The sequence below is a fragment of the Enterobacter asburiae genome (assembly GCF_001521715.1).
Classification (GTDB): domain Bacteria; phylum Pseudomonadota; class Gammaproteobacteria; order Enterobacterales; family Enterobacteriaceae; genus Enterobacter; species Enterobacter asburiae.
Window position 1 is genome coordinate 4334795 of the sequence record NZ_CP011863.1, and the last position, 23983, is coordinate 4358777.

Consider the following 23983-nt stretch of genomic DNA (forward strand, 5'->3'; position numbering starts at 1 on the left):
AATTCGGCCCGTTTTTCCGCACGAAATATCACCATGTGCTAAATCCTGTTAGATCATTGTTAATTTTGTGCGGGGTTAATCGCATTTTTCCAGTGAATAACTCTGTAGGCTTTTTAGCGTTTTTTGGTCATAAGCTAATGTGATGACCCGTTTTACCTTATGGTTAACCGCCGGTTTCGGTGGTAAGTTCGGGTAAAAGAGAACGTTTGCGTCGGCACTCGGGAACGAGGCCGATACCGGGTTTCACGGTGAATTTTTCAACGAGGACAAGATGGCTCAACAGACTCCTTTGTACGAACAACACGTGTTATGCGGCGCACGCATGGTGGACTTCCACGGCTGGATGATGCCGCTGCACTACGGCTCGCAGATTGATGAGCACCACGCGGTGCGCACCGATGCCGGTATGTTCGACGTGTCCCACATGACGATTGTCGATCTGCGCGGTAGCCGCACCCGGGAGTTTTTGCGTTATCTGCTGGCAAATGACGTCGCCAAACTGAAGACGCCGGGTAAGGCGCTCTATACCGGCATGCTGAATGCCTCGGGCGGCGTGATTGATGACCTTATCGTCTATTACTTCACTGAAGATTTCTTCCGCCTCGTTGTCAACTCCGCCACCCGCGAAAAAGACCTCTCCTGGATCACCCAACACGCCGAACCTTATGCCATCGACATCACCGTCCGTGACGATCTGTCGCTGATCGCCGTGCAGGGGCCGAACGCGCAGGCGAAAGCCGCGTCTCTGTTTAACGACGAGCAGCGTAAAGCAACCGAAGGCATGAAGCCGTTCTTCGGCGTGCAGGCGGGCGATCTGTTTATCGCCACCACCGGCTACACCGGTGAAGCGGGCTACGAAATTGCGATGCCGAACGAGAAGGCCGCTGATTTCTGGCGTGCGCTGGTGGAAGCGGGCGTGAAGCCTGCGGGTCTGGGCGCGCGCGATACGCTGCGTCTGGAAGCGGGGATGAACCTCTACGGTCAGGAGATGGATGAAGGCGTCTCTCCGCTGGCCGCCAACATGGGCTGGACCATCGCATGGGAACCGGCCGATCGTGACTTTATTGGCCGTGAAGCGCTGGAGATGCAGCGCGAGAAGGGCACTGAACAGCTGGTGGGTCTGGTGATGACCGAGAAGGGCGTGCTGCGCGGTGAACTGCCGGTGCGCTTTACCGATGCTGACGGCAATCCTCGCGAAGGCGTGATCACCAGCGGTACCTTCTCCCCGACGCTGGGCTACAGTATTGCACTGGCACGCGTGCCGGCGGGCATTGGCGAAACGGCGGTGGTGCAAATCCGCAACCGCGAAATGCCGGTCAACGTAACCAAACCGATTTTTGTTCGCGCCGGTAAGCCGGTCGCCTAATCATTTTTATCAGGAGAACTTCAATGAGCAATGTGCCAGCAGAACTGAAATACAGCAAAGAACACGAGTGGCTGCGCAAAGAGGCGGACGGCACTTACACCGTAGGGATCACCGAGCACGCGCAGGAGCTGCTGGGCGACATGGTGTTTGTTGACCTGCCTGACGTGGGCACGACCGTTAGCGCGGGCGACGACTGCGCCGTGGCGGAGTCCGTAAAAGCGGCATCCGACATCTATGCTCCTGTGAGCGGCGAAATCGTTGCCGTCAACGACGCGCTGAGCGATTCGCCAGAGCTGGTGAACAGCGAGCCTTATGAAGGCGGCTGGATCTTCAAGATCAAAGCCAGCGACGAATCTCAGGTTGCCGCGCTGCTGGATGCGACCGCGTACGAAGCACTGTTAGAAGACGAGTAATTGTTTATCCCCCTCTCCCTCTGGGAGAGGGCAGGGGTGAGGGTGCCAGTCTTCCCCTCACCCTAACCCTCTCCCAGAGGGAGAGGGAACTTAAATTCACTGCACGTTTCAGGAACCATCGCTCATGACACAGACTTTAAGCCAGCTTGAAAACCGTGGCGCCTTCATTGAACGTCACATTGGGCCGGATGCTCAGCAACAGCAGGAGATGCTGAAGACAGTTGGCGCGGATTCATTAAACGCACTGATCGGCCAGATTGTGCCAAAAGACATCCAGCTTGCCACGCCGCCTCAGGTGGGGGAAGCCACTACGGAATTCGCCGCGCTGGCGGAGCTGAAGGCTATCGCAGGCCTGAACAAGCGCTATAAGTCTTACATTGGCATGGGCTACACCAACGTGCAGTTGCCGCCGGTTATCCTGCGCAACATGCTGGAAAACCCGGGCTGGTACACCGCATACACCCCGTATCAGCCAGAAGTCTCCCAGGGCCGTCTGGAAGCGCTGCTGAACTTCCAGCAGGTGACGCTGGATCTGACCGGTATGGATATCGCCTCTGCCTCGCTGCTGGATGAAGCGACTGCTGCTGCCGAAGCAATGGCGATGGCCAAACGCGTGAGCAAGCTGAAAAATGCCAACCGCTTCTTCGTGGCGGCGGACGTGCATCCGCAGACGCTGGACGTGGTGCGCACCCGTGCGGAAACCTTCGGCTTTGACGTGATCGTCGACGACGCTGACAAAGTGTTGGATCACCAGGACGTCTTCGGCGTACTGCTTCAGCAGGTAGGCACCACCGGTGAAGTTCACGACTACGGCACGCTGATTGCCGAGCTGAAATCCCGCAAAGTGGTTGTCAGCGTTGCCGCCGATTTTATGGCGCTGGTGCTGCTGACGGCGCCGGGTAAACAGGGCGCGGATATCGTATTCGGTTCTGCGCAACGCTTCGGCGTGCCGATGGGCTACGGCGGCCCGCACGCGGCGTTCTTCGGTGCGAAAGATGAATTCAAACGCTCTATGCCAGGCCGTATTATCGGCGTCTCAAAAGACGCTGCCGGTAACACCGCGCTGCGCATGGCGATGCAGACCCGCGAGCAGCACATCCGCCGCGAGAAAGCGAACTCCAATATCTGTACCTCTCAGGTGCTGCTGGCAAACATCGCCAGCCTGTACGCCGTATTCCACGGCCCGGCAGGCCTGAAGCGTATTGCCAGCCGCATTCACCGCCTGGCCGATATTCTGGCCTGCGGTCTGCAGCAGAAAGGCCTTAAGCTGCGCCACGCTCACTACTTCGACACCCTGTGTGTGGACGTGGCGGACAAAGCGGCCGTGCTGGCGCGCGCGAATGCGGCAGAGATCAACCTGCGCAGCGACATCCACAACGCCGTCGGCATTACGCTGGATGAAAGCACCACCCGCGACGATATCCTGAACCTGTTCAGCGTGTTGCTGGGTGACGCGCACGGTCTGGACGTTGACGCGCTCGACAAAGAAGTCGCGCTCGACAGCCGCTCCATTCAGGAAAGCATGCTGCGTAACGATGCGATCCTGACGCATCCGGTCTTTAATCGCTATCACAGCGAAACCGAGATGATGCGCTATATCTACTCTCTGGAGCGCAAGGATCTGGCGCTGAACCAGGCGATGATCCCGCTGGGCTCGTGCACCATGAAGCTGAACGCCGCGGCAGAGATGATCCCGATCACCTGGCCTGAATTCTCCGAGCTGCACCCGTTCTGCCCGCCAGAGCAGGCGGAAGGTTATCACATGATGATCAACCAGCTTTCCGACTGGCTGGTGAAATTGACCGGTTATGACGCGCTCTGCATGCAGCCGAACTCTGGCGCGCAGGGCGAGTACGCGGGCCTGCTGGCGATCCGCCACTATCACGAAAGCCGCAACGAAGGTCACCGCGATATCTGCCTGATCCCAAGCTCTGCCCACGGTACCAACCCGGCCTCTGCCCAGATGGCGGGCATGGAAGTGGTGGTGGTTGCTTGCGATAAAAACGGCAACATCGATCTGGCCGACCTGCGTGCGAAAGCCGAGCAGGCGGGCGACAAGCTCTCCTGCATCATGGTGACCTACCCGTCTACCCACGGCGTGTACGAAGAGACTATCCGTGAAGTGTGCGAAGTGGTGCACCAGTTCGGCGGTCAGGTTTACCTCGACGGCGCGAACATGAACGCCCAGGTGGGCATTACCTCTCCGGGCTTTATCGGCGCGGACGTGTCGCACCTGAACCTGCACAAAACCTTCTGCATCCCTCACGGCGGTGGCGGCCCGGGCATGGGCCCAATCGGCGTGAAAGCGCACCTGGCACCGTTTGTGCCTGGCCACAGCGTGGTGCAGATTGAAGGCATGCTGACCCGTCAGGGCGCGGTCTCTGCGGCACCGTTCGGCAGCGCCTCTATCCTGCCAATCAGCTGGATGTACATCCGCATGATGGGCGCGGAAGGGCTGAAGCAGGCGAGCCAGGTGGCGATCCTGAATGCCAACTATATTGCGACTCGCCTGAAGTCTGCCTTCCCGGTGCTCTATACCGGCCGCGACGGTCGCGTGGCGCACGAGTGCATCCTCGATATTCGTCCGCTGAAAGAGCAGACCGGCATTAGCGAGCTGGATATCGCCAAGCGTCTGATCGACTACGGCTTCCACGCGCCAACCATGTCGTTTCCGGTTGCGGGTACGCTGATGGTGGAGCCAACGGAATCTGAAAGCAAAGCCGAGCTGGACCGCTTTATCGACGCGATGCTGGCCATCCGCATGGAGATCGACCGCGTGCAGGACGGCGAGTGGACGCTGGAAGATAACCCGCTGGTCAACGCCCCGCACACCCAGCACGAAATGGTGGCAGAGTGGAACCACGGCTATTCCCGCGAGCTGGCCGTCTTCCCGGCAGGCGTGGCAAACAAATACTGGCCGACCGTGAAGCGTCTTGATGACGTGTACGGCGACCGTAACCTGTTCTGCTCCTGCGTGCCGATGAGCGAATACCAGTAATATTATTGGTGTAGTCATAAAGGCCGGGTAAGGCGAAGCCGCCACCCGGCTTTTTTATTGGGAGAAGCGAATGCCAATTGCACTGGTCACCGGCGCCAGCCGGGGCATTGGGAAAGCCACCGCGCTGCAGCTGGCGCGCGAAGGCTACACCGTGGCGGTGAACTATCACCACAACATTAAAGCCGCGACGGACGTCATCAAGCAGATTGTGGATGCGGGAGGTAAAGCGTTTGCCGTCCGCGCGGATATCAGTGATGAAGCCCAGGTGCTGGCGATGTTTGACAGCCTCGATCGTGAAGGCGAGCCGCTTCGTGCGCTGGTCAATAATGCGGGGATTCTGTTTGAGCAATCCACTATTGAGAATTTGTCCGCAGAGCGCATTAACCGCGTTCTGGCGACCAACGTCACGGGCTACTTTCTCTGCTGCAGGGAAGCGGTAAAACGCATGTCCTTCAGGCATGGCGGCAAGGGTGGTGCGATAGTGAACGTCTCTTCCGCCGCGTCGCGTCTGGGCGCGCCGGGTGAATATGTGGATTATGCCGCGTCGAAGGGGGCGGTGGATTCGCTGACAACCGGGCTATCGCTGGAGGTGGCGGCGCAGGGCATTCGCGTCAACTGCGTACGTCCGGGTCTGATTTATACAGATATTCATGCGTCCGGCGGAGAGCCGGGGCGGGTAGATCGCGTGAAATCGTTGCTGCCGATGCAGCGCGGCGGCCAGCCGGAAGAGGTGGCGCAGGCGATTGTCTGGCTGCTGAGCGAGAAGGCGTCGTACGTAACGGGCAGTTTTATTGAGTTGGCTGGCGGGAAATAATCTCCTCACACTAACCCTCTCCCAAAGGGAGAGGGGATCAATCGTAGGCCGGTGCAAGCGTAGCGCCGCCCGGCGTTAAAGTTTCTCGCCGTTGCTGGCAATCACTTCCTTATACCAGTTAAAGCTCTTCTTGCGGGAACGCGACATGTCGCCCGTGCCGTCGTCGTGCTTGTTCACGTAGATAAAGCCGTAGCGCTTGCTGTACTGGCCGGTGGTGAACGACACGCAGTCGATGCAGCCCCATGGCGTATAGCCCATCAGATCCACGCCGTCGTGCGTCACGGCTTTGATCATCTCTTCCACGTGGGCACGCAGGTAGTCGATGCGATAGTCGTCGTTGATGCTGCCGTCTTCTTCCACCTTATCGTAGGCGCCGAACCCGTTTTCCACGATAAACAGCGGTTTCTGATAGCGTTCGTACAGTTCGCACAGCGCATAGCGCAGGCCCACCGGGTCAATCTGCCAGCCCCAGTCAGACGCCTTCACGTGCGGGTTCGGCACGCTGCCTTCGAAGCCGGAAATCGCATCGCCGGTACCGCCTTCCGCTTTCACCGCGTTGGTCATGTAGTAGCTGAAACCTAAGTAGTCGCAGGTACCTTCGCGCAGGATCTGCTCATCGGCTGCCTCCATTTTGATGGAGAAGCCGCGGCGCTCCCACTCGTTCAGCACGTAGGACGGGTAGTAACCACGCAGCTGGACGTCGGTAAAGACATAGCGCTCGCGCATAGATTCCTGGGCGAACATCACGTCTTCCGGTTTGCAGGAGAACGGATAGAGCGCCACCATCGCCAGCATGCAGCCGACCTTCATCTCCGGGTTGATGCGGCGCGCGGCTTTCACCGCTAGGGCGCTGGCCACAAACTGGTGGTGCAGGACCTGGTACATGGTCTCTTCCGGATTGTCATGTTCGGTATAGACCACGCCCGAGCAGCAGTAACCGAACAGCGGCGCGCGCCAGTTACGCTGGTTATTGATTTCGTTGAAGGTCATCCAGTATTTGACCTTGTTTTTGTAGCGCTCAAAAACCACTTCCGCGAAGCGCACGAAGAAATCGACCACTTTACGGTTGGTCCAGCTACCGTACTCCTGCACCAGGTGCAGCGGCATTTCGAAGTGGGAGAGGGTGATCACCGGTTCGATGTTGTATTTCAGCAGCTCGTCGAACATGTCGTCGTAGAACTTCAGCCCCTCTTCGTTTGGCTGCGTTTCGTCACCTTTCGGGAAGATGCGCGTCCAGGCGATAGAGGTGCGGAAGCACTTGAAACCCATCTCGGCAAACAGCTTGATGTCTTCTTTATAGTGGCCGTGGAAGTCGATGGCCTCGTGGTTTGGATAGTATTTACCCGGCACTACTTCCTGGGTGATTTCGCGCGGGACGCCGTGCGCGCCGCCGGTCAATACGTCACAAATGCTTGGCCCTTTGCCGCCTTTGTTCCAGCCGCCTTCAACCTGGTGAGCGGCAACCGCGCCGCCCCATAAAAAATCTTTTGGTAAGGTTAATTTTTTCATCGCTGCTCTTCTCAATAAATGGCTTATTGGCATCGAGTCTAGCAAAGCGAAATTGAATGTCACGATATAATAATTCACAGTAAATGTGATTTGTTACACCAAAAAAACAGGGTGTTTTATTCTGTGAGTTTCTTCGCCAGTTTACGTCCGAGAGATTCCAGAATATAAATGACGGGAATTTGCGTGGTGATGTCGTAGACGCCTGCAATACGCGTCTGAGGAACGTGCCAGGAGAGATTAAAGTCCGCCAGCTTTGCCAGACGCGAGTGCTCGTGGCTGGTAATGGAGAGCACCTTGCAGTGATGCAGGCTGAACTGGCTGGCGAAGCGCAGGATCTCCTCGGTCTCGCCCGAGACGGAAAGCACAATCGCCAGCGCATTTTTCGCCATATCATTGGTGACCGGGAAATAAGGATCATCAATATGGTTACTAAATTTCCCGATATTAGAAAAGAAGCGTGCGCCATATTTTGCCAGCGAACCCGATGTTCCGGCACCGACAAATATAATTCGCTCGGACGATAGAATAATATCTACCGCATTATCTAATAGCGCGTCGAACTCTTCATTATTCACGCTTTTAAAAAAGCTGATAATTTCGCTGGCACCGAAATTCGCCTGCTGGGGCTCGTTCTGTTCAAGATAAAGCTTAAAGCGCACCCGAAATTCAGAATACCCTTCGCAGTTAAGCTTGCGGCAAAAGCGCAGGATAGTGGTGGTTGAGACGTCTGCCGCATCCGCCAGCTCGCGGATGGTCATGTACATCACTTTGTCACGATTTTTTATGACATAGTTGTAGACCATCATCTCCAGGTTATTGAGACTGGCAATGGCGGAATGGGAGAACATGCTCACAATGGCTACACTCACTCATCAGACTTTTCTTCAGGGAATAATAACATGCAGCCAAACGACATCACTTTTTTTCAGCGCTTTCAGGACGACATTCTGGCCGGGCGTAAAACCATCACTATCCGGGATAAAAGTGAATCCCATTTCAAAACCGGCAATATCCTGCGGGTGGGGCGTTATGAGGATGATGGTTATTTTTGCACCATCGAAGTAACGGGAACGTCAACCGTTACGTTCGCCACATTGACGCAAAAACATGCTGAACAGGAGAACATGACCCTGGATGCATTGAAAAGCGTGATCGCAGAGATCTACCCCAGGCAGAACCAGTTTTATGTGATTGATTTTAAATGCTTATAATTAAAATCGAAACGCACGTTCGCTGAAATTAAAGTGTAACTGTCTGATTGTAATTTAGAAACGTTATGTTTAACTTTATTTTAGCTAACAGGTGTTCACTGGAATCATTCTCAGTTAGCATAGTTATGCGATGAATAATCATCTTTTGTTTTCCCGGAGTTTTGTATGGTGAGTAGACCATTAATCGCACAGGGATATTCGCTGGCGGAGGAAGTAGCCAACAGCATCAGCCACGGCATTGGCCTGGTGTTTGGGATTGTCGGTTTAGTGTTATTGCTGGTGCAGGCGGTGGACGCCAATGCCAGCGCGATGGCCATTACCAGCTACAGCCTGTATGGCGGGAGTATGATCCTGCTGTTCCTGGCCTCGACGCTGTATCACGCGATCCCGCATCAGCGGGCCAAGATGTGGCTCAAGAAATTTGACCACTGTGCTATCTATCTTCTGATTGCAGGCACTTACACACCGTTTTTGCTGGTGGGGCTTAACTCACCGCTGTCGCGTGGCCTGATGATTGTTATCTGGAGCCTGGCACTGCTGGGGATCCTGTTTAAGCTGACCATCGCGCACCGGTTTAAGGTGCTGTCACTGGTCACCTATCTGACAATGGGCTGGCTGTCGCTGATTGTGGTGTATCAACTGGCGGTCAAACTGTCGGTAGGGGGCGTAACGCTTCTGGCCTTAGGCGGTGTGGTGTACTCGCTCGGCGTGATTTTCTACGTCTGCAAACGCATCCCGTACAACCATGCCATCTGGCACGGCTTTGTGCTGGGCGGCAGCGTCTGCCACTTTTTGGCGATCTATTTGTACGTGGGGCAGGTGTAGTTTTTTTCCACCGTGCGGGCGGTTGCCCTCACCCCGGCCCTCTCCCACAGGGAGAGGGAGGACACCTGGATACGATTACTCTTCTAACGAATATGGCAACGGCTCGATGCTCAACGTATTCGCATCGTCACGCACGCGGAACACGCTGTCGGCTTCCATGTCGTTGTTCATGACGGCCTGTACCAAAAGGCGTCCATCATCCAGCTGTACGGCGGCTAACACGGTGCCGGTGCGGCGCCAGTTATCACCCATCTTCAGCTCTAAGTCTTCACCCGCTTCAGGTACACGGCTGGCATGGCCCGCCAGCGTCCACAGCGCTCGTTTGTTTGCGCCGCGGAATTTTGCACGCGCCACCATCTCCTGGCCGGTGTAACAGCCCTTTTTAAAGCTGATACCCCCCAGCGCCTGCAGGTTCGTTGCCTGAGGAATAAACTGCGCGCTGTTTGCTGCGTCAATCACCGGCAGACCCGCTTCGATGTTCAGCGCCAGCCACTGCTGACTGTTGTTGAGCTGCGCTTCGCCGCGCAGCGCTTCGGTCACGCGTTCGGCCGTTGCCATATCCGTAACTAACAGGAAACGCTCCGCCGGGTGTTCAAACCACAGGATGGAGGTCGCGTCTTCGCTGACCACCTGCTTTTCTGCATCCGGCAGTTCGCTGAAGAGATTTTTCAGCGCCGCACGGGCCTGGAAACCGGCCACACCCAGCAGGACATGTTCGTCGTCCGGGGCGATAGTGACTTTGGAGAAGACCGCGTACTTCTTCAGCTCTTTGAGCTGGGCCTCTTGCAGGCTGCGGCGCTCAATAAAAGCAAAGCCGTCCTGACGGCGGAAGAGGCGCAGGTTGCTCCACATTTTGCCTTTTGGGTCGCAATGCGCGGCCAGCAGGTGCTGGTGTTCGGTCATCTGGCTGACGTCGGCGGTCACCTGGCCCTGCAAATATTTTTCGGCGTCGGCACCGGTGAGCGTTGCCAGCGCCCAGTCATCAAGAGAAATAAGCGTCAGCGGCAGACGCGCAGAGGCGGCGGGCTGGCGAGGAGAAAATGGTGTAAATGCCATAACGATATCCTGAATTGCTTAACGCTTTGATAATGCCTAATGGTAAAAGAGCCTGCAGGCAATGCAAGCGCTTTCAACAGACCATTTGTGCCCTAAACCGGTTATGCGTAGCGCTACGCAAAATAATGTAATCCGCTGTCTTTGTAGGGATTATTCTGGAAGCCTGCTCGGCGATCGCAATATTCCAGTAATGAAACGGTCAAAAACACGTTACACTAGCTGGTGTCCCCGTAGAGAAATAAAGAACACTGAACGGGGTACCGACTGTGCCAAACGTAATGCAGGAAACTGAACATGGATATTAACAACAAGGCCCGTATTCACTGGGCGTGCCGTCGCGGCATGCGTGAACTTGATATTTCCATCATGCCTTTCTTCGAATATGAGTATGACAGCTTAAGCGATGACGATAAGCGTCTGTTTGTTCGCCTGCTTGAGTCTGACGATCCGGATTTGTTCAACTGGCTGATGAACCACGGCAAACCCGCCGACACCGAGTTGCAACGGATGGTGCAATTAATTCAAACACGGAATCGGGAACGTGGTCCTGTGGCAATCTGATCTTCGCGTCTCGTGGCGCTCGCAGTGGATGTCTTTATTGCTCCACGGCCTGGTTGCGGCCTTTGTGTTACTGATGCCGTGGCCGCTGAGCTATACGCCTCTGTGGCTGCTGTTACTGTCGTTTGTCGTTTTTGACAGCGTACGCAGCCAGCGTCGCATTAATGCCCGTCAGGGAGAGATTAAATTACTGATGGATTCCCGCCTGCGCTGGCAGGGTAAAGAGTGGGATATTCTCGGTATGCCCTGGATGCTCAACTGCGGCATGATGTTACGGTTACGCAAGGTGGACGGCGGGCGTTGCCAGCATCTGTGGCTGGCGGCAGACAGTATGGATGCTGCCGAGTGGCGAGACCTGCGCCGGATGCTGTTGCAACAGACGACGCAGGGGTAACGCGCGTTAGCTAAACTTTTCAGCCATTTCGCCCAGGATCTGCTCGCACCAGCTTTGCAGGCGCTCATCGCTGAGATCGTACTGATTGGTCTCATCCAGCGCGAGTCCAACAAACAGCTCGCCGTCGGCAATAATCGGTTTTTTACTGGTGAACTCGTAACCTTCGGTTGGCCAGTAGCCGATAAACGACACCCCTTTCGGCGCCAGCTTGTCATGCAGCATGCCGAGCGCGTCCAGGAACCATTCCCCGTAACCCAGCTGATCCCCCATGCCGTACATGGCAATGATTTTGCCGTCGAGATTGACTGAATCGAGTTGATCCCAGATAGCTTCCCAGTCTTCCTGTATCTCGCCGAAATCCCATGTCGGGATACCGAGGATCAGCACGTCATACTGCTCCATCAGCGCGATCGCATCATCTTTCAGGTTATGCAACGTCACCAGTTCCGGGCCAATGATGTCGCGAATTTTCTCTGCCGCCATTTCGGTGTAGCAGGTGCTGGAACCATAGAACAGACCAATATTCATCGCGTAACTATCTCAATTCTTGCTTTGACTATGCGCGTAGTGTACCAGAAACCGGTCGCAATCAGGCATAATGGCCTGACTGCAGAATCAAAGGGGCTGATGTGGAAAAGGATCTCGCACTGATCGAACAGTTTCTCGACGCGCTGTGGCTGGAGAAAAATCTGGCCGAGAATACCCTCAGCGCCTACCGTCGCGATCTCACCATGCTGGTGGAGTGGCTTGCGCACCGGGGATTATCCCTTGCGAGCGCACAGCGTGACGACCTGCAGGCGCTGCTGGGGGAACGTATCGCGGGGGGCTACAAAGCCACCAGCTCCGCACGTTTGCTTAGCGCCATGCGCCGGCTGTTCCAGCATCTCTACCGTGAGAAGATTCGCGAAGACGATCCCAGCGCGCTGCTGGCATCCCCTAAGCTCCCGCAGCGGCTGCCGAAAGATCTCAGCGAAGCACAAGTTGAGAGATTATTACAGTCACCGGCTGTTGACCTGCCGCTGGAGTTACGCGATAAAGCCATGCTTGAGCTATTGTATGCTACCGGCTTGCGCGTTTCGGAACTGGTTGGTCTGACGATGAGCGACATCAGCCTGCGTCAGGGCGTGGTGCGCGTCATTGGTAAAGGCAACAAGGAAAGGCTGGTTCCGCTGGGGGAAGAGGCGGTTTACTGGCTGGAAACGTACCTGGAGCACGGTCGTCCGTGGCTGCTCAATGGTACGTCTATCGACGTCCTGTTTCCGAGCCAGCGCGCTCAGCAGATGACGCGGCAAACGTTCTGGCATCGCATCAAGCATTACGCCACACTGGCGGGTATCGACAGTGAAAAGCTTTCGCCGCACGTATTGCGTCACGCCTTCGCGACGCATCTGTTAAACCACGGCGCTGATTTACGCGTGGTACAGATGCTGCTGGGGCACAGCGATCTTTCCACGACGCAAATTTACACCCATGTCGCGACGGAACGCCTGCGGCAGCTACACCAACAGCACCACCCTCGTGCGTGAGTGCCGACGAATTGTAACAGGATCACATATGAAAAAGTCTTTCGCGCTGTTCACCCTGCTGGCAGCCTCATTTACCGGTTTCGCCCATGCGGACGACGCCGCCATCAAACAGTCGCTGGCTAAGCTTGGCGTCACCGGTAGCGATATTCAGCCTGCACCGGTTGCCGGCATGAAAACGGTGCTGACCAACAGCGGCGTGCTGTACGTCACTGAAGACGGCAAACACATTATTCAGGGGCCAATGTACGACGTGAGCGGCGCGCAGCCGGTAAACGTCACCAACCAGCTGCTGATGAAAAACCTGAACGCGCTCGAAAAAGAGATGATCGTCTATAAAGCGGCGCAGGAAAAACACGTCATTACCGTCTTCACCGACATCACCTGCGGCTACTGCCACAAGCTGCATGAAGAGATGAAAGACTACAACGCGCTGGGCATCACCGTGCGTTACCTGGCCTTCCCGCGCGCGGGCGTGCAGAGCCAGCCAGAGCAGGACATGAAGGCTATCTGGTGTGCGAAAGACCGCAACAAAGCGTTTGACGACGCGATGAATGGCAAAGGCGTTAAGCCGGCCTCCTGCGACATTGATATCGCTAACCACTATGCGCTGGGCGTGCAGTTTGGCGTGAGCGGTACGCCAGCGATTGTCCTGAGCAACGGCTATGTCGTTCCGGGCTATCAGGGACCGAAAGAGATGAAAGAGTTCCTCGACGCGCACCAGAAACAGTTTGGTGGTAAATAATTCGCGTGAAAGCCCCGATAAAATTGCGCCGCCGCGAGGCGGTTGAACCGGTTGATTTGCCAGACGATCTCCCGGCGTTGCTGAAGCGCCTCTACGCCAGCCGCGGCGTGCGTCGCGCTGAGGATCTTGAACGCAGCGTGAAAGGGATGCTGCCCTGGCAGCAGCTGAGCGGTATCGAAAAAGCCACTGAAATGCTCTACAACGCGCTTCGTGAGGGAACGCGGATTGTGGTGGTGGGCGATTTCGACGCCGACGGCGCAACCAGTACCGCGCTGAGCGTGCTCAGCCTGCGCGCGCTGGGCTGCGATAACGTCACGTATCTGGTGCCGAACCGTTTTGAAGACGGCTACGGCCTCAGTCCGGAAGTGGTCGATCAGGCCTACGCCCGTGGTGCACAGATGATCATGACCGTCGATAACGGGATCTCTTCCCATGCGGGCGTCGATCATGCTCACGCTTTGGGGATCCCGGTGCTGGTCACCGATCACCACCTGCCGGGCGAAACGCTGCCGGATGCGGAAGCGATTATTAACCCCAACCTGCGCGACTGCGATTTCCCATCGAAATCCCTCGCAGGCGTGGGCGTAGCGTTTTATCTGATGCTGGCGTTACGGACCCTGCTGCGCGATAAGGGCTGGTTCGACTCTCGCGGTATTGCCGTACCGAACCTGGCAGAATATCTCGATCTGGTGGCGCTGGGCACCGTCGCGGACGTGGTACCGCTCGATACTAATAACCGTATTTTGACCTGGCAGGGCCTAAGCCGCATTCGCGCGGGCAAGTGCCGTCCGGGGATCAAGGCGCTTCTGGAGATTGCCAACCGCGATCCGCTCAAGCTGGCGGCAAGCGACCTGGGCTTTGCTCTCGGGCCGCGTCTTAACGCAGCCGGAAGGCTGGACGATATGTCCGTCGGCGTGGCGCTGCTGCTGTGCGACAACATCGGTGAAGCGCGCGTGCTGGCCAACGAGCTGGACGCGCTGAACCAGACCCGTAAAGAGATTGAGCAGGGGATGCAGGCCGAAGCGCTGACCCTGTGCGAAAAGCTTGAACGCAGCGGCGATACGCTGCCGGGCGGCCTGGCGATGTACCATCCCGAGTGGCATCAGGGCGTGGTGGGCATTCTGGCGTCGCGCATTAAAGAGCGTTTCCACCGTCCGGTGATCGCGTTCGCCCCCGCGGGTGACGGCACGCTGAAAGGCTCTGGTCGCTCAATCCAGGGGCTGCACATGCGCGACGCGCTGGAGCGTCTCGATACGCTGTATCCGGGTCTGATGATCAAGTTCGGCGGCCATGCGATGGCGGCAGGCCTGTCTCTGGAAGAGGCGAAGTTCGACGAGTTTCAGCGTCTGTTTGGTGAACTGGTCACCGACTGGATCGACCCGGCCCTGTTGCAGGGGGAAGTGGTGTCCGATGGCGAGCTTTCACCGCTTGAGATGACGATGGACGTGGCGCAAATGCTGCGCGATGCCGGTCCGTGGGGGCAGATGTTCCCGGAACCGCTGTTCGACGGGCGTTTCCGCCTGCTGCAGCAGCGTATCGTCGGCGAACGTCATCTGAAAGTGATGGTCGAGCCCGTGGGCGGTGGACCGCTTCTGGACGGCATCGCCTTCAACGTTGACACGGCGGTATGGCCGGACAACGGCGTGCGCGAGGTTGAGCTGGCGTACAAACTGGACATCAACGAGTTTCGCGGTAACCGCACCCTTCAGATCATCATCGACAATATCTGGCCAATTTAGCGGCAGTAATCTCTATAAAAAAGGGCGTGGATTCGGTACAATCCCGCTCTTATCACCGCATTTTGACAAGTCCATAAAAGAAAACAGACCATGTTTGAAATTAATCCGGTAAAAAACCGTATTCAGGACCTCACGGAGCGCTCTGACGTTCTTAGGGGGTATCTTTGACTACGATGCCAAGAAAGAGCGTCTTGAAGAAGTAAACGCCGAGCTGGAACAGCCGGACGTCTGGAACGAACCTGAACGCGCACAGGCGCTGGGTAAAGAGCGTTCCTCTCTCGAAGCTATCGTAGATACGCTGGATCAAATGGCCCAGGGGCTGGAAGATGTTTCCGGTTTGCTGGAGCTGGCCGTCGAAGCCGACGACGAAGAAACCTTTAACGAAGCCGTGGCAGAACTCGACGTGCTGGAAGAGAAGCTGGCGCAGCTGGAATTCCGCCGTATGTTCTCCGGCGAATACGACAGCGCTGACTGCTATCTCGATATTCAGGCTGGTTCTGGCGGCACCGAAGCGCAGGACTGGGCCAGCATGCTGACGCGTATGTACCTGCGTTGGGCGGAAGCGCGCGGCTTCAAAACCGAAATTATCGAAGAGTCTGAAGGTGAAGTTGCGGGTCTGAAATCCGTCACCATCAAGATCATTGGCGATTACGCCTACGGCTGGCTGCGTACCGAAACCGGCGTTCACCGCCTGGTGCGTAAGAGCCCGTTCGACTCCGGTGGCCGTCGTCATACCTCCTTCAGCTCCGCGTTTGTGTACCCGGAAGTTGATGAAGATATTGATATCGAAATTAACCCGGCGGACCTGCGTATCGACGTTTACCGCGCATCCGGCGCGGGTGGTCAGCACGTTAACCGTACGGAATCGGCGGTGCGTATTACCCACATTCCAACCGGGCTGGTAACACAGTGCCAGAACGACCGTTCCCAGCATAAGAACAAAGACCAGGCCATGAAGCAGATGAAAGCGAAGCTTTATGAGCTGGAGATGCAGAAGAAAAATGCTGAGAAACAGGCGATGGAAGACAACAAGTCCGACATCGGTTGGGGCAGCCAGATCCGTTCTTACGTCCTTGATGACTCCCGCATCAAAGACCTGCGTACCGGGGTTGAAACCCGCAACACGCAGGCGGTGCTGGACGGCAGCCTGGACCAATTTATCGAAGCAAGTTTGAAAGCAGGGTTATGAGGAACCAACATGTCTGAACAACAAGCACAGGGCGCTGACGCGGTAGTCGATCTTAACAACGAACTGAAAACCCGCCGCGAGAAGCTGGCAGCGCTGCGCGAGCAGGGCGTGCCGTTCCCGAACGATTTTCGTCGTGACCATACCTCAGACCAACTGCACGCTGACTTCGACGCTAAAGAGAACGAAGAGCTGGAAGCGCTGAACGTTGAAGTGGCCGTTGCAGGCCGCATGATGACCCGTCGTATCATGGGTAAAGCTTCCTTCGTGACTTTGCAGGACGTTGGCGGCCGTATTCAGCTGTACGTTTCCCGTGACGACCTGCCGGAAGGCATCTACAACGAGCAGTTCAAAAAGTGGGACCTGGGCGATATCCTGGGTGCGAAAGGTAAACTGTTCAAAACCAAAACCGGTGAACTGTCTATCCACTGTACCGAGCTGCGTCTTCTGACCAAAGCCCTGCGCCCGCTTCCGGACAAATTCCACGGCCTGCAGGATCAGGAAGCGCGCTATCGTCAGCGCTACCTGGATCTCATCTCTAACGATGACTCCCGTAAGACCTTCAAAATTCGCTCCCAGATCATGGCCGGTATCCGCCAGTTCATGGTCAACCGCGACTTTATGGAAGTGGAAACCCCAATGATGCAGGTGATCCCTGGCGGCGCGTCTGCGCGTCCGTTCATCACCCATCACAACGCCCTGGACCTGGACATGTACCTGCGTATCGCGCCGGAATTGTACCTGAAGCGTCTCGTGGTCGGCGGCTTCGACCGCGTGTTCGAAATCAACCGTAACTTCCGTAACGAAGGTATCTCCGTTCGTCATAACCCAGAGTTCACCATGATGGAACTCTATATGGCGTATGCGGATTACAAAGATCTGATCGAGCTGACCGAATCCCTGTTCCGCACCCTGGCGCAGGACATTCTGGGCACCACGCAGGTTCCTTACGGTGAAGAAGTCTTCGACTTCGGCAAGCCGTTCGAAAAACTGACCATGCGCGAAGCGATCAAGAAATACCGTCCGGAAACCAACATGGCGGATCTGGATAACTTCGATTCTGCGAAAGCCATCGCCGAAAGCATCGGTATCAAGGTTGAGAAGAGCTGGGGTCTGGGCCGTATCGTGACCGAGATCTTCGAAGAAGTGGCCGAAGCGCACCTGATTCAGCCGACCTTCATCACCGAATACCCGGCTGAAGTCTCTCCGCTGGCGCGTCGTAATGACGAGAACCCGGAAATCACCGATCGCTTCGAATTCTTCATCGGCGGCCGTGAAATCGGCAACGGCTTTAGCGAGCTGAACGATGCGGAAGACCAGGCTCAGCGTTTCCAGGATCAGGTTGACGCGAAAGCGGCAGGCGACGACGAAGCGATGTTCTTCGACGAAGACTACGTGACCGCGCTGGAGCACGGCCTGCCACCAACGGCGGGCCTGGGGATTGGTATCGACCGTATGGTGATGCTGTTCACCAACAGCCACACCATCCGCGACGTGATCCTGTTCCCGGCGATGCGCCCGGTGAAATAAGGCGTTAAGATGTAAAAAAAGCCCCGAAAGGGGCTTTTTTATTGCGCCGCGAAGGCTTTGAGTTTTTCGCGGGCGGTCGTCGCTTCCATGACCATCCACGGGCTAAAGGCCCAGGGCGTCGCGTCCAGCGCGCGGAATAACGCGTCCAGCTCAACCCACTGATAGTCCATCACTTCATCTTCGTTTATCGTCACATCATTGGTGATGCGGGCAGCGAATACCGGGCAAATTTCGTTTTCCACGATCCCGGACGGGTCGGTTTCCCGATAGCGAAATTCAGGGGCGACGGCGGTGATATCGGACAGCTCAGCGCCTACTTCAAAGCGGCAGCGGCGGATTATCGCCTGTATCGTCTCTTCGCCGGACTGCGGGTGGCCGCAGACGGAGTTGGTCCAGACGCCGGGCCAGGCTTTTTTGGTTAAGGCGCGCCGGGTGATCAGACATTCGCCGTTTGCGTTAAAAAGCCATGAAGAGAACGCCAGATGCAGCGGGGTATATAAGGTGTGCGCGGCATATTTTTCCTGAGTGCCAATCACCATTCCCTGGTCGTTTACCAAAATAACGTGTTCTTGAATACTCATTGATGCTCCAGTGCCAAAATGCCGAGTGGTTCAGCACCATCAGCCGGATCATTATACTGCATTCTTATACGAACGGTTTGGCGCGTAGAGCGGAAAAGGGCATGACCCATATTCGTTTTGGCTGTTATCATAGTGCGCCATTCACGCTGACCGAGGATCTGTTTTGTTTGCAGGAAGCCTGACGAGAAACCCCATCACCGCCATTTTTTGCCTGACGCTGACGCTATTGCTGGCGGGCTGTTCAGGGAGCAAATCTTCGGATATGGGCAGCTATTCCGGTTCGGTCTATACCGTTAAGCGCGGGGATACGTTGTACCGGATTTCGCGCGCAACGGGAACCAGCATGAAGGATCTGGCGCGGCTGAATAACCTCTCTCCGCCCTACACCATCGAGGTGGGGCAGCAGCTGAAGGTTAGCGGCGGATCGTCCTCGGGTAAAAAATCCTCTTCGAAAGGCAAAACCGCCAAAGTGACGCCGTCCTATCAGGTGCCGCAATCGTCATGGCCGCCGGTTGGACAGCGCTGCTGGATTTGGCCTGCCAGCGGTAAAGTGGTCGCCCCTTACTCACTTTCTGAAGGTGGCAACAAGGGTATTGATATCGCGGCTGCGCGCGGTACGCCGGTTTATGCCTCCGGGGCAGGGAAGGTGGTTTACGTGGGTAACCAGCTGCGCGGCTACGGTAACCTGATCATGATTAAGCATGGCGAAGACTACATCACGGCCTATGCGCATAACGACACGATGCTGGTCAACAACGGGCAGAACGTCAAAGCCGGGCAGAAGATTGCCACCATGGGCAGCACCGGCACGGACGCGGTGAAGCTGCATTTCCAGATTCGCTATAAGGCGACGGCAATCGATCCGCAGCGTTATCTTCCTGCGCCCGGCAGCAAACCGAAGTGCTAAGTGATTATTTTATCGCCGGTTAGTTGTGAAGAGGCTTGTATGAAGGTGCGTAAGGTCTATAATGCCTTACGCACCTCAAAGCGGGCGTAGTTCAATGGTAGAACGAGAGCTTCCCAAGCTCTATACGAGGGTTCGATTCCCTTCGCCCGCTCCAGCTATTTCCACTCTAAAATATTCTTTAGAATCAATAAGCTAAAAGCGGATGTAACCAGTGTTACCTTTAAAGGTACCCACGGGGCTACTCATTGCTGCTGCGATCTGGTATGTGGTTAGGGAGCATATCAAATAGCTGGCGGTGGTTCCACGTTCTTACCGCGATAGCCCAACAATGAACAAAAAGCCGAGCACCCGGCATAACTCCTACAGCTTTCAGTGAAGCGCATTTTTGCCGATGCTCCCACATGCCACACGTCGAGATGACGTTGCAGGGAATAAACAGGTTTTATGGTGGTTACGGTACTTGCAAACCATATGCAAGCTCTGCCAGCGTCTCAGCCACGCTCCCGAAAGGGTACACGGCGATCCTGATAAACTTCACTGTCTGACATAACACCCGATGAAGTCGCTACGCTCCGCACGTTGTCTTACCACCAACGGGCTTTATGGCTTGTATTGTCTGAAATCTTGTAATGAGTTAATTCTCAAGGCTCCTCGATATTTACTAAAGTACCAAAAAGGCCACGACTGAAAAGTACTGTACTCGGGCGAGTGGGTGTCCCCCACCCAAAGGAAGCCTTTCCCCCGTGTGCCTCTCGGGGCTGGGTGGCTGTGGAACGTTTGAAAGAACAGTGCTGTGTGTGTTCTGCTGGGTATTCACCTTGCTGGTCTATCAGAATTCACGTACAGACGCTTGTTCAGCTTCTGAATGTGGCTGTTCGTTCGTCGCACCTTCCTGTATCAACCTGCGGCATTCTTCAATCTGTGAAGGGGTTTGCTTCTCTCTCTGCTGGCCGCGCTCTCCTCTCTATCGTTTACTCTGCTTAGGCTACGTTTCACCGTTCGTTCGTCGGGCGCTCCACGCTGTTGTGCTCTCTGTCGTCACTCATTCAGATTCTCTCTCTGGTCGTATCCTCGTTCGTTCCTCTCTCTATATAGTGGTGTTCTAAGTTTATTGTTATTAATCAATTAGTTGATTATCAACCTTGAAATAGTTCCACTGTCTCATATGGGTATACCTGAATGGCATATCATTACCCAGTATCATACAGGTGTAAATAAAACCCTATTGACTACACATTGTTGATGTGATCTCTTATAAGTCTAGTTGTGATATTTCATTGAGACTTAGGGGGAAGCATGGCACATAACGCGCTTATTTATTGCCGCGCCAGTACAGCAGAGCAACACGCAGACCGGGCACTGCACTCACTTCGAGAGTTTGCCAGTGATAGCGGGTGGTCTGTGCGGGCAGAGTACATCGAGAATGCTAGCGGTGCGAGACTGGCACGCCCTGAACTGATGCGTTTGCTGGATGATGCGAAGGCCGGGGAGGTCTTGCTTGTCGAGAGCATCGACAGGCTAAGCCGCCTTACACAAAAGGAATGGGCGACACTGAAACAGAGGATTCAGGATAAAGGGCTAGTTATCGTTGCCGTTGACTTGCCAACCTCATGGCAGCTACTGAACGATACAGCGTCAGAGCTAACAGATGGCATCCTGAGAGCCGTTAATGCAATGCTGATTGATATCCTAGCAACGATGGCACGAGTGGACTATGAGACTCGTAGGACACGCCAAGCGCAGGGCATCGAGCGTGCTAAAGCCGAGGGGAAATATAACGGGAAGTCCAAGGACGAGAGTGCCCGTGAAATTGTCCGCGATATGCTGACCGTCGGTAACAAACCAGAATACATCATGAAAGCTGCCGGAATAAGCCGCGCGACTTTTTACAGGATTAAGCGTGAAATACAGGCCGAGGTATAGTCTGAACTGACTGATTTCAGCATTCTGTAACTCATTGAATTTACTATGTGGCAATTAGGTAGACACCTGTTAGAGGAGAAAGCGAGTTCTGACTGAGTTTGTAGAGGGACTGTCTTACAAACGATGGTAATTAGAATATCACTCTACAGGGAAGGAAGCGAAGTCCGTACAAAACGCTTGCGCATCTTCCTCTAACCCTCCGTGGCACGTGTGCTCGGGGTAAATCCACTGGTGCAATCTCAGACCTAACCCCCAGCACCACACCCCCCGCACCGTAACCAAAGGAGAAATATGTTCAACACAGATAATCTGCCAAACCAGTTCGACGACCCACGTAGCCAGTTGGCACAGGGCGCCAAACCGTGGTGGGATGCGTTCGACAGCGGTAAGTTACCGGACAAAGCAGCACTGGAGCAGATCCCAGCTTACCGCGCCACATGGGAGGCGTACTGTGAATTTGCTGGTATCAGCATCGCACCAGATGTAGATATCACACAGTTAACTGATGCACAGCTACGCGCCTGCAACTGGGAACAGCGTATGCGTTTCCGTAGGGCGGCGCAGGCTAACCCGCACTACTGCCCGGTTAAACAAACGGAAGTCACTATTGGCGTAGGTAAGGCACTGGATGCAGGTTGGAGCGGTAAGAAAGCCACCTCAACTGCACTCATGCGTGAAGCAGCTAACAAAGAGATTACTGAGGCGTATATGAGTCGTACAAACCAGAAAAGCAAGCTGCGTGCAGCATTGGCGCACCATGATAATCACCCAGCAGTTCAATACGCCAAAAAGCAGGGGAATAAGATTCGAGTAGATGCAGATGCCCTAAGCCCGGGATTGTCAGCAATTCAAGATGCGGCGAGCCTGTTCCGTAAACTCAGCGAGCATGAAAAACGCCTTGCTGATATGGAAGCCCGTATGCGTGATCTGGAGACGTTCAAAGCTAATACTGAGGCACGTCATGTTATTGAGGATGCAGGTCAAGACCCCGCAGAATTAGCGCGGGTAATGCGAGCGGATGGGGATTCTTACGGTAAGATTGCGAAGGCATTAGGCCGTAGCCGTAGCACAATCCAACGGTGGGTAGATTAGCTGCGGGCGTGTACGCAGTTTGCGTACAGTTGCGTACACCTAAAAACATCGAAACCTCTTCTACTACGTAGTAGTAGATAGAAAATGATTATCCCCTCTCATGTGTCTCAAAAATCACCGCATACTATGTATGGCGAGAACTGAACCATCCCACACAGGTAAATACTTATCGTAATAACAAAGGAGTCAGAATGAATAATTCAAATAGTTTTAATAGCACCTTCCCAACTGGCAAACACTCACGAGTCGGTACTGGCTACCAAAATACTTTTGATGTTAAATCGAAGCGCACTGCATTTAGTCCGTCCCAGCGTCAACGTATCCCGGAGTTGGGTAGAGAATTACGTTCAGCAACTGGAAAGAAACGAGAGCGATTAATGGCTGAGTTTCATGAAATGCTCGATTCAATTAATCCAACACCTGCCGATATCAGGATGATTACCCAATACGCTAAGGAAGGTGCGAATAAGCGGGGAAATTCTTCTCGGCTGACTCAGTCATTTCATTTCTTCATGTTTGAGCCGATTTTTTCTCCCGTAAATGCCTTGAATCAGCCTATTTAGACCGTTTCTTCGCCATTTAAGGTGTTATCCCCAGTTTTTAGTGAGATCTCTCCCACTGACGTATCATTTGGTCCGCCCGAAACAGGTTGGCCAGCGTGAATAACATCGCCAGTTGGTTATCGTTTTTCAGCAACCCCTTGTATCTGGCTTTCACGAAGCCGAACTGTCGCTTGATGATGCGAAATGGGTGCTCCACCTTGGCCCGGATGCTGGCTTTCATGTATTCGATGTTGATGGCCGTTTTGTTCTTGCGTGGATGCTGTTTCAAGGTTCTTACCTTGCCGGGGCGCTCGGCGATCAGCCAGTCCACATCCACCTCGGCCAGCTCCTCGCGCTGTGGCGCCCCTTGGTAGCCGGCATCGGCTGAGACAAATTGCTCCTCTCCATGCAGCAGATTACCCAGCTGATTGAGGTCATGCTCGTTGGCCGCGGTGGTGACTAGGCTGTGGGTCAGGCCACTCTTGGCATCGACACCAATGTGGGCCTTCATGCCAAAGTGCCACTGATTGCCTTTCTTGGTCTGATGCATCTCCGGATCGCGTTGCTGCTCTTTGTTCTTGGTCGAGCTGGGTGCCTCAATGATGGTGGCATCGACCAAGGTGCCTTGAGTCATCATGACGCCTGCTTCGGCCAGCCAGCGATTGATGGTCTTGAACAATTGGCGGGCCAGTTGATGCTGCTCCAGCAGGTGGCGGAAATTCATGATGGTGGTGCGGTCCGGCAAGGCGCTATCCAGGGATAACCGGGCAAACAGACGCATGGAGGCGATTTCGTACAGAGCATCTTCCATCGCGCCATCGCTCAGGTTGTACCAATGCTGCATGCAGTGAATGCGTAGCATGGTTTCCAGCGGATAAGGTCGCCGGCCATTACCAGCCTTGGGGTAAAACGGCTCGATGACTTCCACCATGTTTTGCCATGGCAGAATCTGCTCCATGCGGGACAAGAAAATCTCTTTTCTGGTCTGACGGCGCTTACTGCTGAATTCACTGTCGGCGAAGGTAAGTTGATGACTCATGATGAACCCTGTTCCATGGCTCCAGATGACAA

Annotated in this window: 23 protein-coding genes and 1 tRNA gene; 18 read left to right on the forward strand and 6 right to left on the reverse strand. The window is 55.1% G+C overall.

What is annotated here, in order from left to right; translation table 11 throughout:
* Positions 1-271: 271 nt before the first annotated feature.
* The 4 genes from gcvT (at position 272) to ACJ69_RS21065 (ending at position 5591) form a co-directional block, all read left to right on the forward strand.
* The gene (gcvT, locus tag ACJ69_RS21050) at positions 272-1366 is read left to right on the forward strand and encodes a glycine cleavage system aminomethyltransferase GcvT (RefSeq protein WP_029739208.1); all 1095 of its coding nucleotides are present in this window, start codon (positions 272-274) and stop codon (positions 1364-1366) included.
* Between the two features lie 23 nt (positions 1367-1389).
* Positions 1390-1779, forward strand: coding sequence for a glycine cleavage system protein GcvH (gene gcvH / locus ACJ69_RS21055; RefSeq protein ID WP_008499718.1), 390 nt, complete (start codon positions 1390-1392; stop codon positions 1777-1779).
* A gap of 124 nt (positions 1780-1903) precedes the next feature.
* The gene (gene gcvP / locus ACJ69_RS21060; RefSeq protein WP_059347706.1) at positions 1904-4777 is read left to right on the forward strand and encodes an aminomethyl-transferring glycine dehydrogenase; all 2874 of its coding nucleotides are present in this window, start codon (positions 1904-1906) and stop codon (positions 4775-4777) included.
* A 70-nt stretch (positions 4778-4847) separates the two neighbouring features.
* Complete coding sequence (locus ACJ69_RS21065; protein WP_059347707.1) at positions 4848-5591, forward strand: SDR family oxidoreductase; 744 nt, start codon at positions 4848-4850, stop codon at positions 5589-5591.
* 75 nt (positions 5592-5666) lie between these two features.
* Here the strand turns inward: ACJ69_RS21065 and bglA are convergent, their stop codons facing one another.
* Together bglA and ACJ69_RS21075 are read right to left on the reverse strand one after the other, a co-directional pair.
* Positions 5667-7100, reverse strand: coding sequence for a 6-phospho-beta-glucosidase BglA (bglA, locus tag ACJ69_RS21070; RefSeq protein ID WP_059347708.1), 1434 nt, complete (start codon positions 7098-7100; stop codon positions 5667-5669).
* A 116-nt stretch (positions 7101-7216) separates the two neighbouring features.
* Positions 7217-7948 carry a MurR/RpiR family transcriptional regulator gene (locus ACJ69_RS21075; RefSeq protein ID WP_029739204.1) on the reverse strand — a complete coding sequence of 244 codons (732 nt, stop codon included), beginning with the start codon at positions 7946-7948 and terminating at the stop codon, positions 7217-7219.
* Positions 7949-7999: 51 nt separating this feature from the next.
* On the opposite strand from ACJ69_RS21075, the gene yqfB reads away from it, so the two are divergent.
* Together yqfB and trhA are read left to right on the forward strand one after the other, a co-directional pair.
* A complete protein-coding gene (gene yqfB, locus ACJ69_RS21080) occupies positions 8000-8311 on the forward strand; it encodes a N(4)-acetylcytidine aminohydrolase (RefSeq protein ID WP_054830213.1) in 312 nt (103 codons plus the stop codon).
* Positions 8312-8476: 165 nt separating this feature from the next.
* Positions 8477-9136: a PAQR family membrane homeostasis protein TrhA gene (gene trhA, locus ACJ69_RS21090; RefSeq protein WP_023309101.1), complete on the forward strand. Its 660-nt coding sequence runs from the start codon at positions 8477-8479 to the stop codon at positions 9134-9136.
* Positions 9137-9211: 75 nt separating this feature from the next.
* Here trhA and ygfZ read toward each other — a convergent pair whose 3' ends face one another.
* A complete protein-coding gene (gene ygfZ, locus ACJ69_RS21095) occupies positions 9212-10192 on the reverse strand; it encodes a tRNA-modifying protein YgfZ (RefSeq protein WP_054830214.1) in 981 nt (326 codons plus the stop codon).
* Positions 10193-10486: 294 nt separating this feature from the next.
* Between ygfZ and sdhE the strand changes: the two genes are divergently transcribed.
* Positions 10487-10753 (forward strand): FAD assembly factor SdhE, encoded by a 267-nt coding sequence (gene sdhE / locus ACJ69_RS21100; protein WP_010435322.1) that lies wholly within the window; start codon positions 10487-10489, stop codon positions 10751-10753.
* Positions 10734-11144, forward strand: a complete 411-nt coding sequence (locus tag ACJ69_RS21105) for a protein YgfX (RefSeq protein WP_021242050.1) — start codon at positions 10734-10736, stop codon at positions 11142-11144. The genes sdhE and ACJ69_RS21105 overlap by 20 nt, the downstream gene beginning before the upstream one ends.
* 6 nt (positions 11145-11150) lie before the next feature.
* Here ACJ69_RS21105 and fldB read toward each other — a convergent pair whose 3' ends face one another.
* On the reverse strand, positions 11151-11672 hold the full coding sequence (fldB, locus tag ACJ69_RS21110; protein ID WP_059347709.1) for a flavodoxin FldB: 522 nt from the start codon (positions 11670-11672) through the stop codon (positions 11151-11153).
* Positions 11673-11773: 101 nt separating this feature from the next.
* On the opposite strand from fldB, the gene xerD reads away from it, so the two are divergent.
* From xerD to lysS, 5 genes are all read left to right on the forward strand, one after another.
* Positions 11774-12670: a site-specific tyrosine recombinase XerD gene (gene xerD / locus ACJ69_RS21115; RefSeq protein WP_023309098.1), complete on the forward strand. Its 897-nt coding sequence runs from the start codon at positions 11774-11776 to the stop codon at positions 12668-12670.
* A 28-nt stretch (positions 12671-12698) separates the two neighbouring features.
* A complete protein-coding gene (gene dsbC, locus ACJ69_RS21120; protein WP_029740340.1) occupies positions 12699-13412 on the forward strand; it encodes a bifunctional protein-disulfide isomerase/oxidoreductase DsbC in 714 nt (237 codons plus the stop codon).
* 5 nt (positions 13413-13417) lie between these two features.
* Entirely contained in the window at positions 13418-15151 is a 1734-nt protein-coding gene (gene recJ / locus ACJ69_RS21125) for a single-stranded-DNA-specific exonuclease RecJ (protein WP_059347710.1), read from the forward strand.
* A gap of 90 nt (positions 15152-15241) precedes the next feature.
* Positions 15242-16340 (forward strand): peptide chain release factor 2 gene (gene prfB / locus ACJ69_RS21130; RefSeq protein WP_096151315.1). Its coding sequence is split into 2 segments (ribosomal slippage): positions 15242-15316 and positions 15318-16340, totalling 1098 coding nucleotides; the frame shifts between segments, so codons are not numbered across the junction.
* Positions 16341-16349: 9 nt separating this feature from the next.
* The gene (gene lysS, locus ACJ69_RS21135) at positions 16350-17867 is read left to right on the forward strand and encodes a lysine--tRNA ligase (RefSeq protein ID WP_029740338.1); all 1518 of its coding nucleotides are present in this window, start codon (positions 16350-16352) and stop codon (positions 17865-17867) included.
* Positions 17868-17905: 38 nt separating this feature from the next.
* Here the strand turns inward: lysS and idi are convergent, their stop codons facing one another.
* On the reverse strand, positions 17906-18448 hold the full coding sequence (gene idi, locus ACJ69_RS21140) for an isopentenyl-diphosphate Delta-isomerase (protein WP_059347711.1): 543 nt from the start codon (positions 18446-18448) through the stop codon (positions 17906-17908).
* Positions 18449-18611: 163 nt separating this feature from the next.
* On the opposite strand from idi, the gene actS reads away from it, so the two are divergent.
* From actS to ACJ69_RS25375, 5 genes are all read left to right on the forward strand, one after another.
* Complete coding sequence (gene actS / locus ACJ69_RS21145; protein WP_059347712.1) at positions 18612-19355, forward strand: amidase activator ActS; 744 nt, start codon at positions 18612-18614, stop codon at positions 19353-19355.
* 80 nt (positions 19356-19435) lie between these two features.
* Positions 19436-19509, forward strand: a tRNA-Gly gene (locus ACJ69_RS21150).
* A 1142-nt stretch (positions 19510-20651) separates the two neighbouring features.
* Positions 20652-21278 carry a recombinase family protein gene (locus tag ACJ69_RS21155; RefSeq protein WP_059347713.1) on the forward strand — a complete coding sequence of 209 codons (627 nt, stop codon included), beginning with the start codon at positions 20652-20654 and terminating at the stop codon, positions 21276-21278.
* A gap of 291 nt (positions 21279-21569) precedes the next feature.
* On the forward strand, positions 21570-22370 hold the full coding sequence (locus ACJ69_RS21160; protein ID WP_059347714.1) for a helix-turn-helix domain-containing protein: 801 nt from the start codon (positions 21570-21572) through the stop codon (positions 22368-22370).
* A 191-nt stretch (positions 22371-22561) separates the two neighbouring features.
* Positions 22562-22933 carry a hypothetical protein gene (locus tag ACJ69_RS25375; protein ID WP_153251291.1) on the forward strand — a complete coding sequence of 124 codons (372 nt, stop codon included), beginning with the start codon at positions 22562-22564 and terminating at the stop codon, positions 22931-22933.
* Between the two features lie 37 nt (positions 22934-22970).
* On the opposite strand, the gene ACJ69_RS21170 is transcribed toward ACJ69_RS25375, so the two are convergent.
* Positions 22971-23951 carry an IS5-like element IS5 family transposase gene (locus tag ACJ69_RS21170; RefSeq protein ID WP_000019402.1) on the reverse strand — a complete coding sequence of 327 codons (981 nt, stop codon included), beginning with the start codon at positions 23949-23951 and terminating at the stop codon, positions 22971-22973.
* Positions 23952-23983 lie beyond the last annotated feature (32 nt).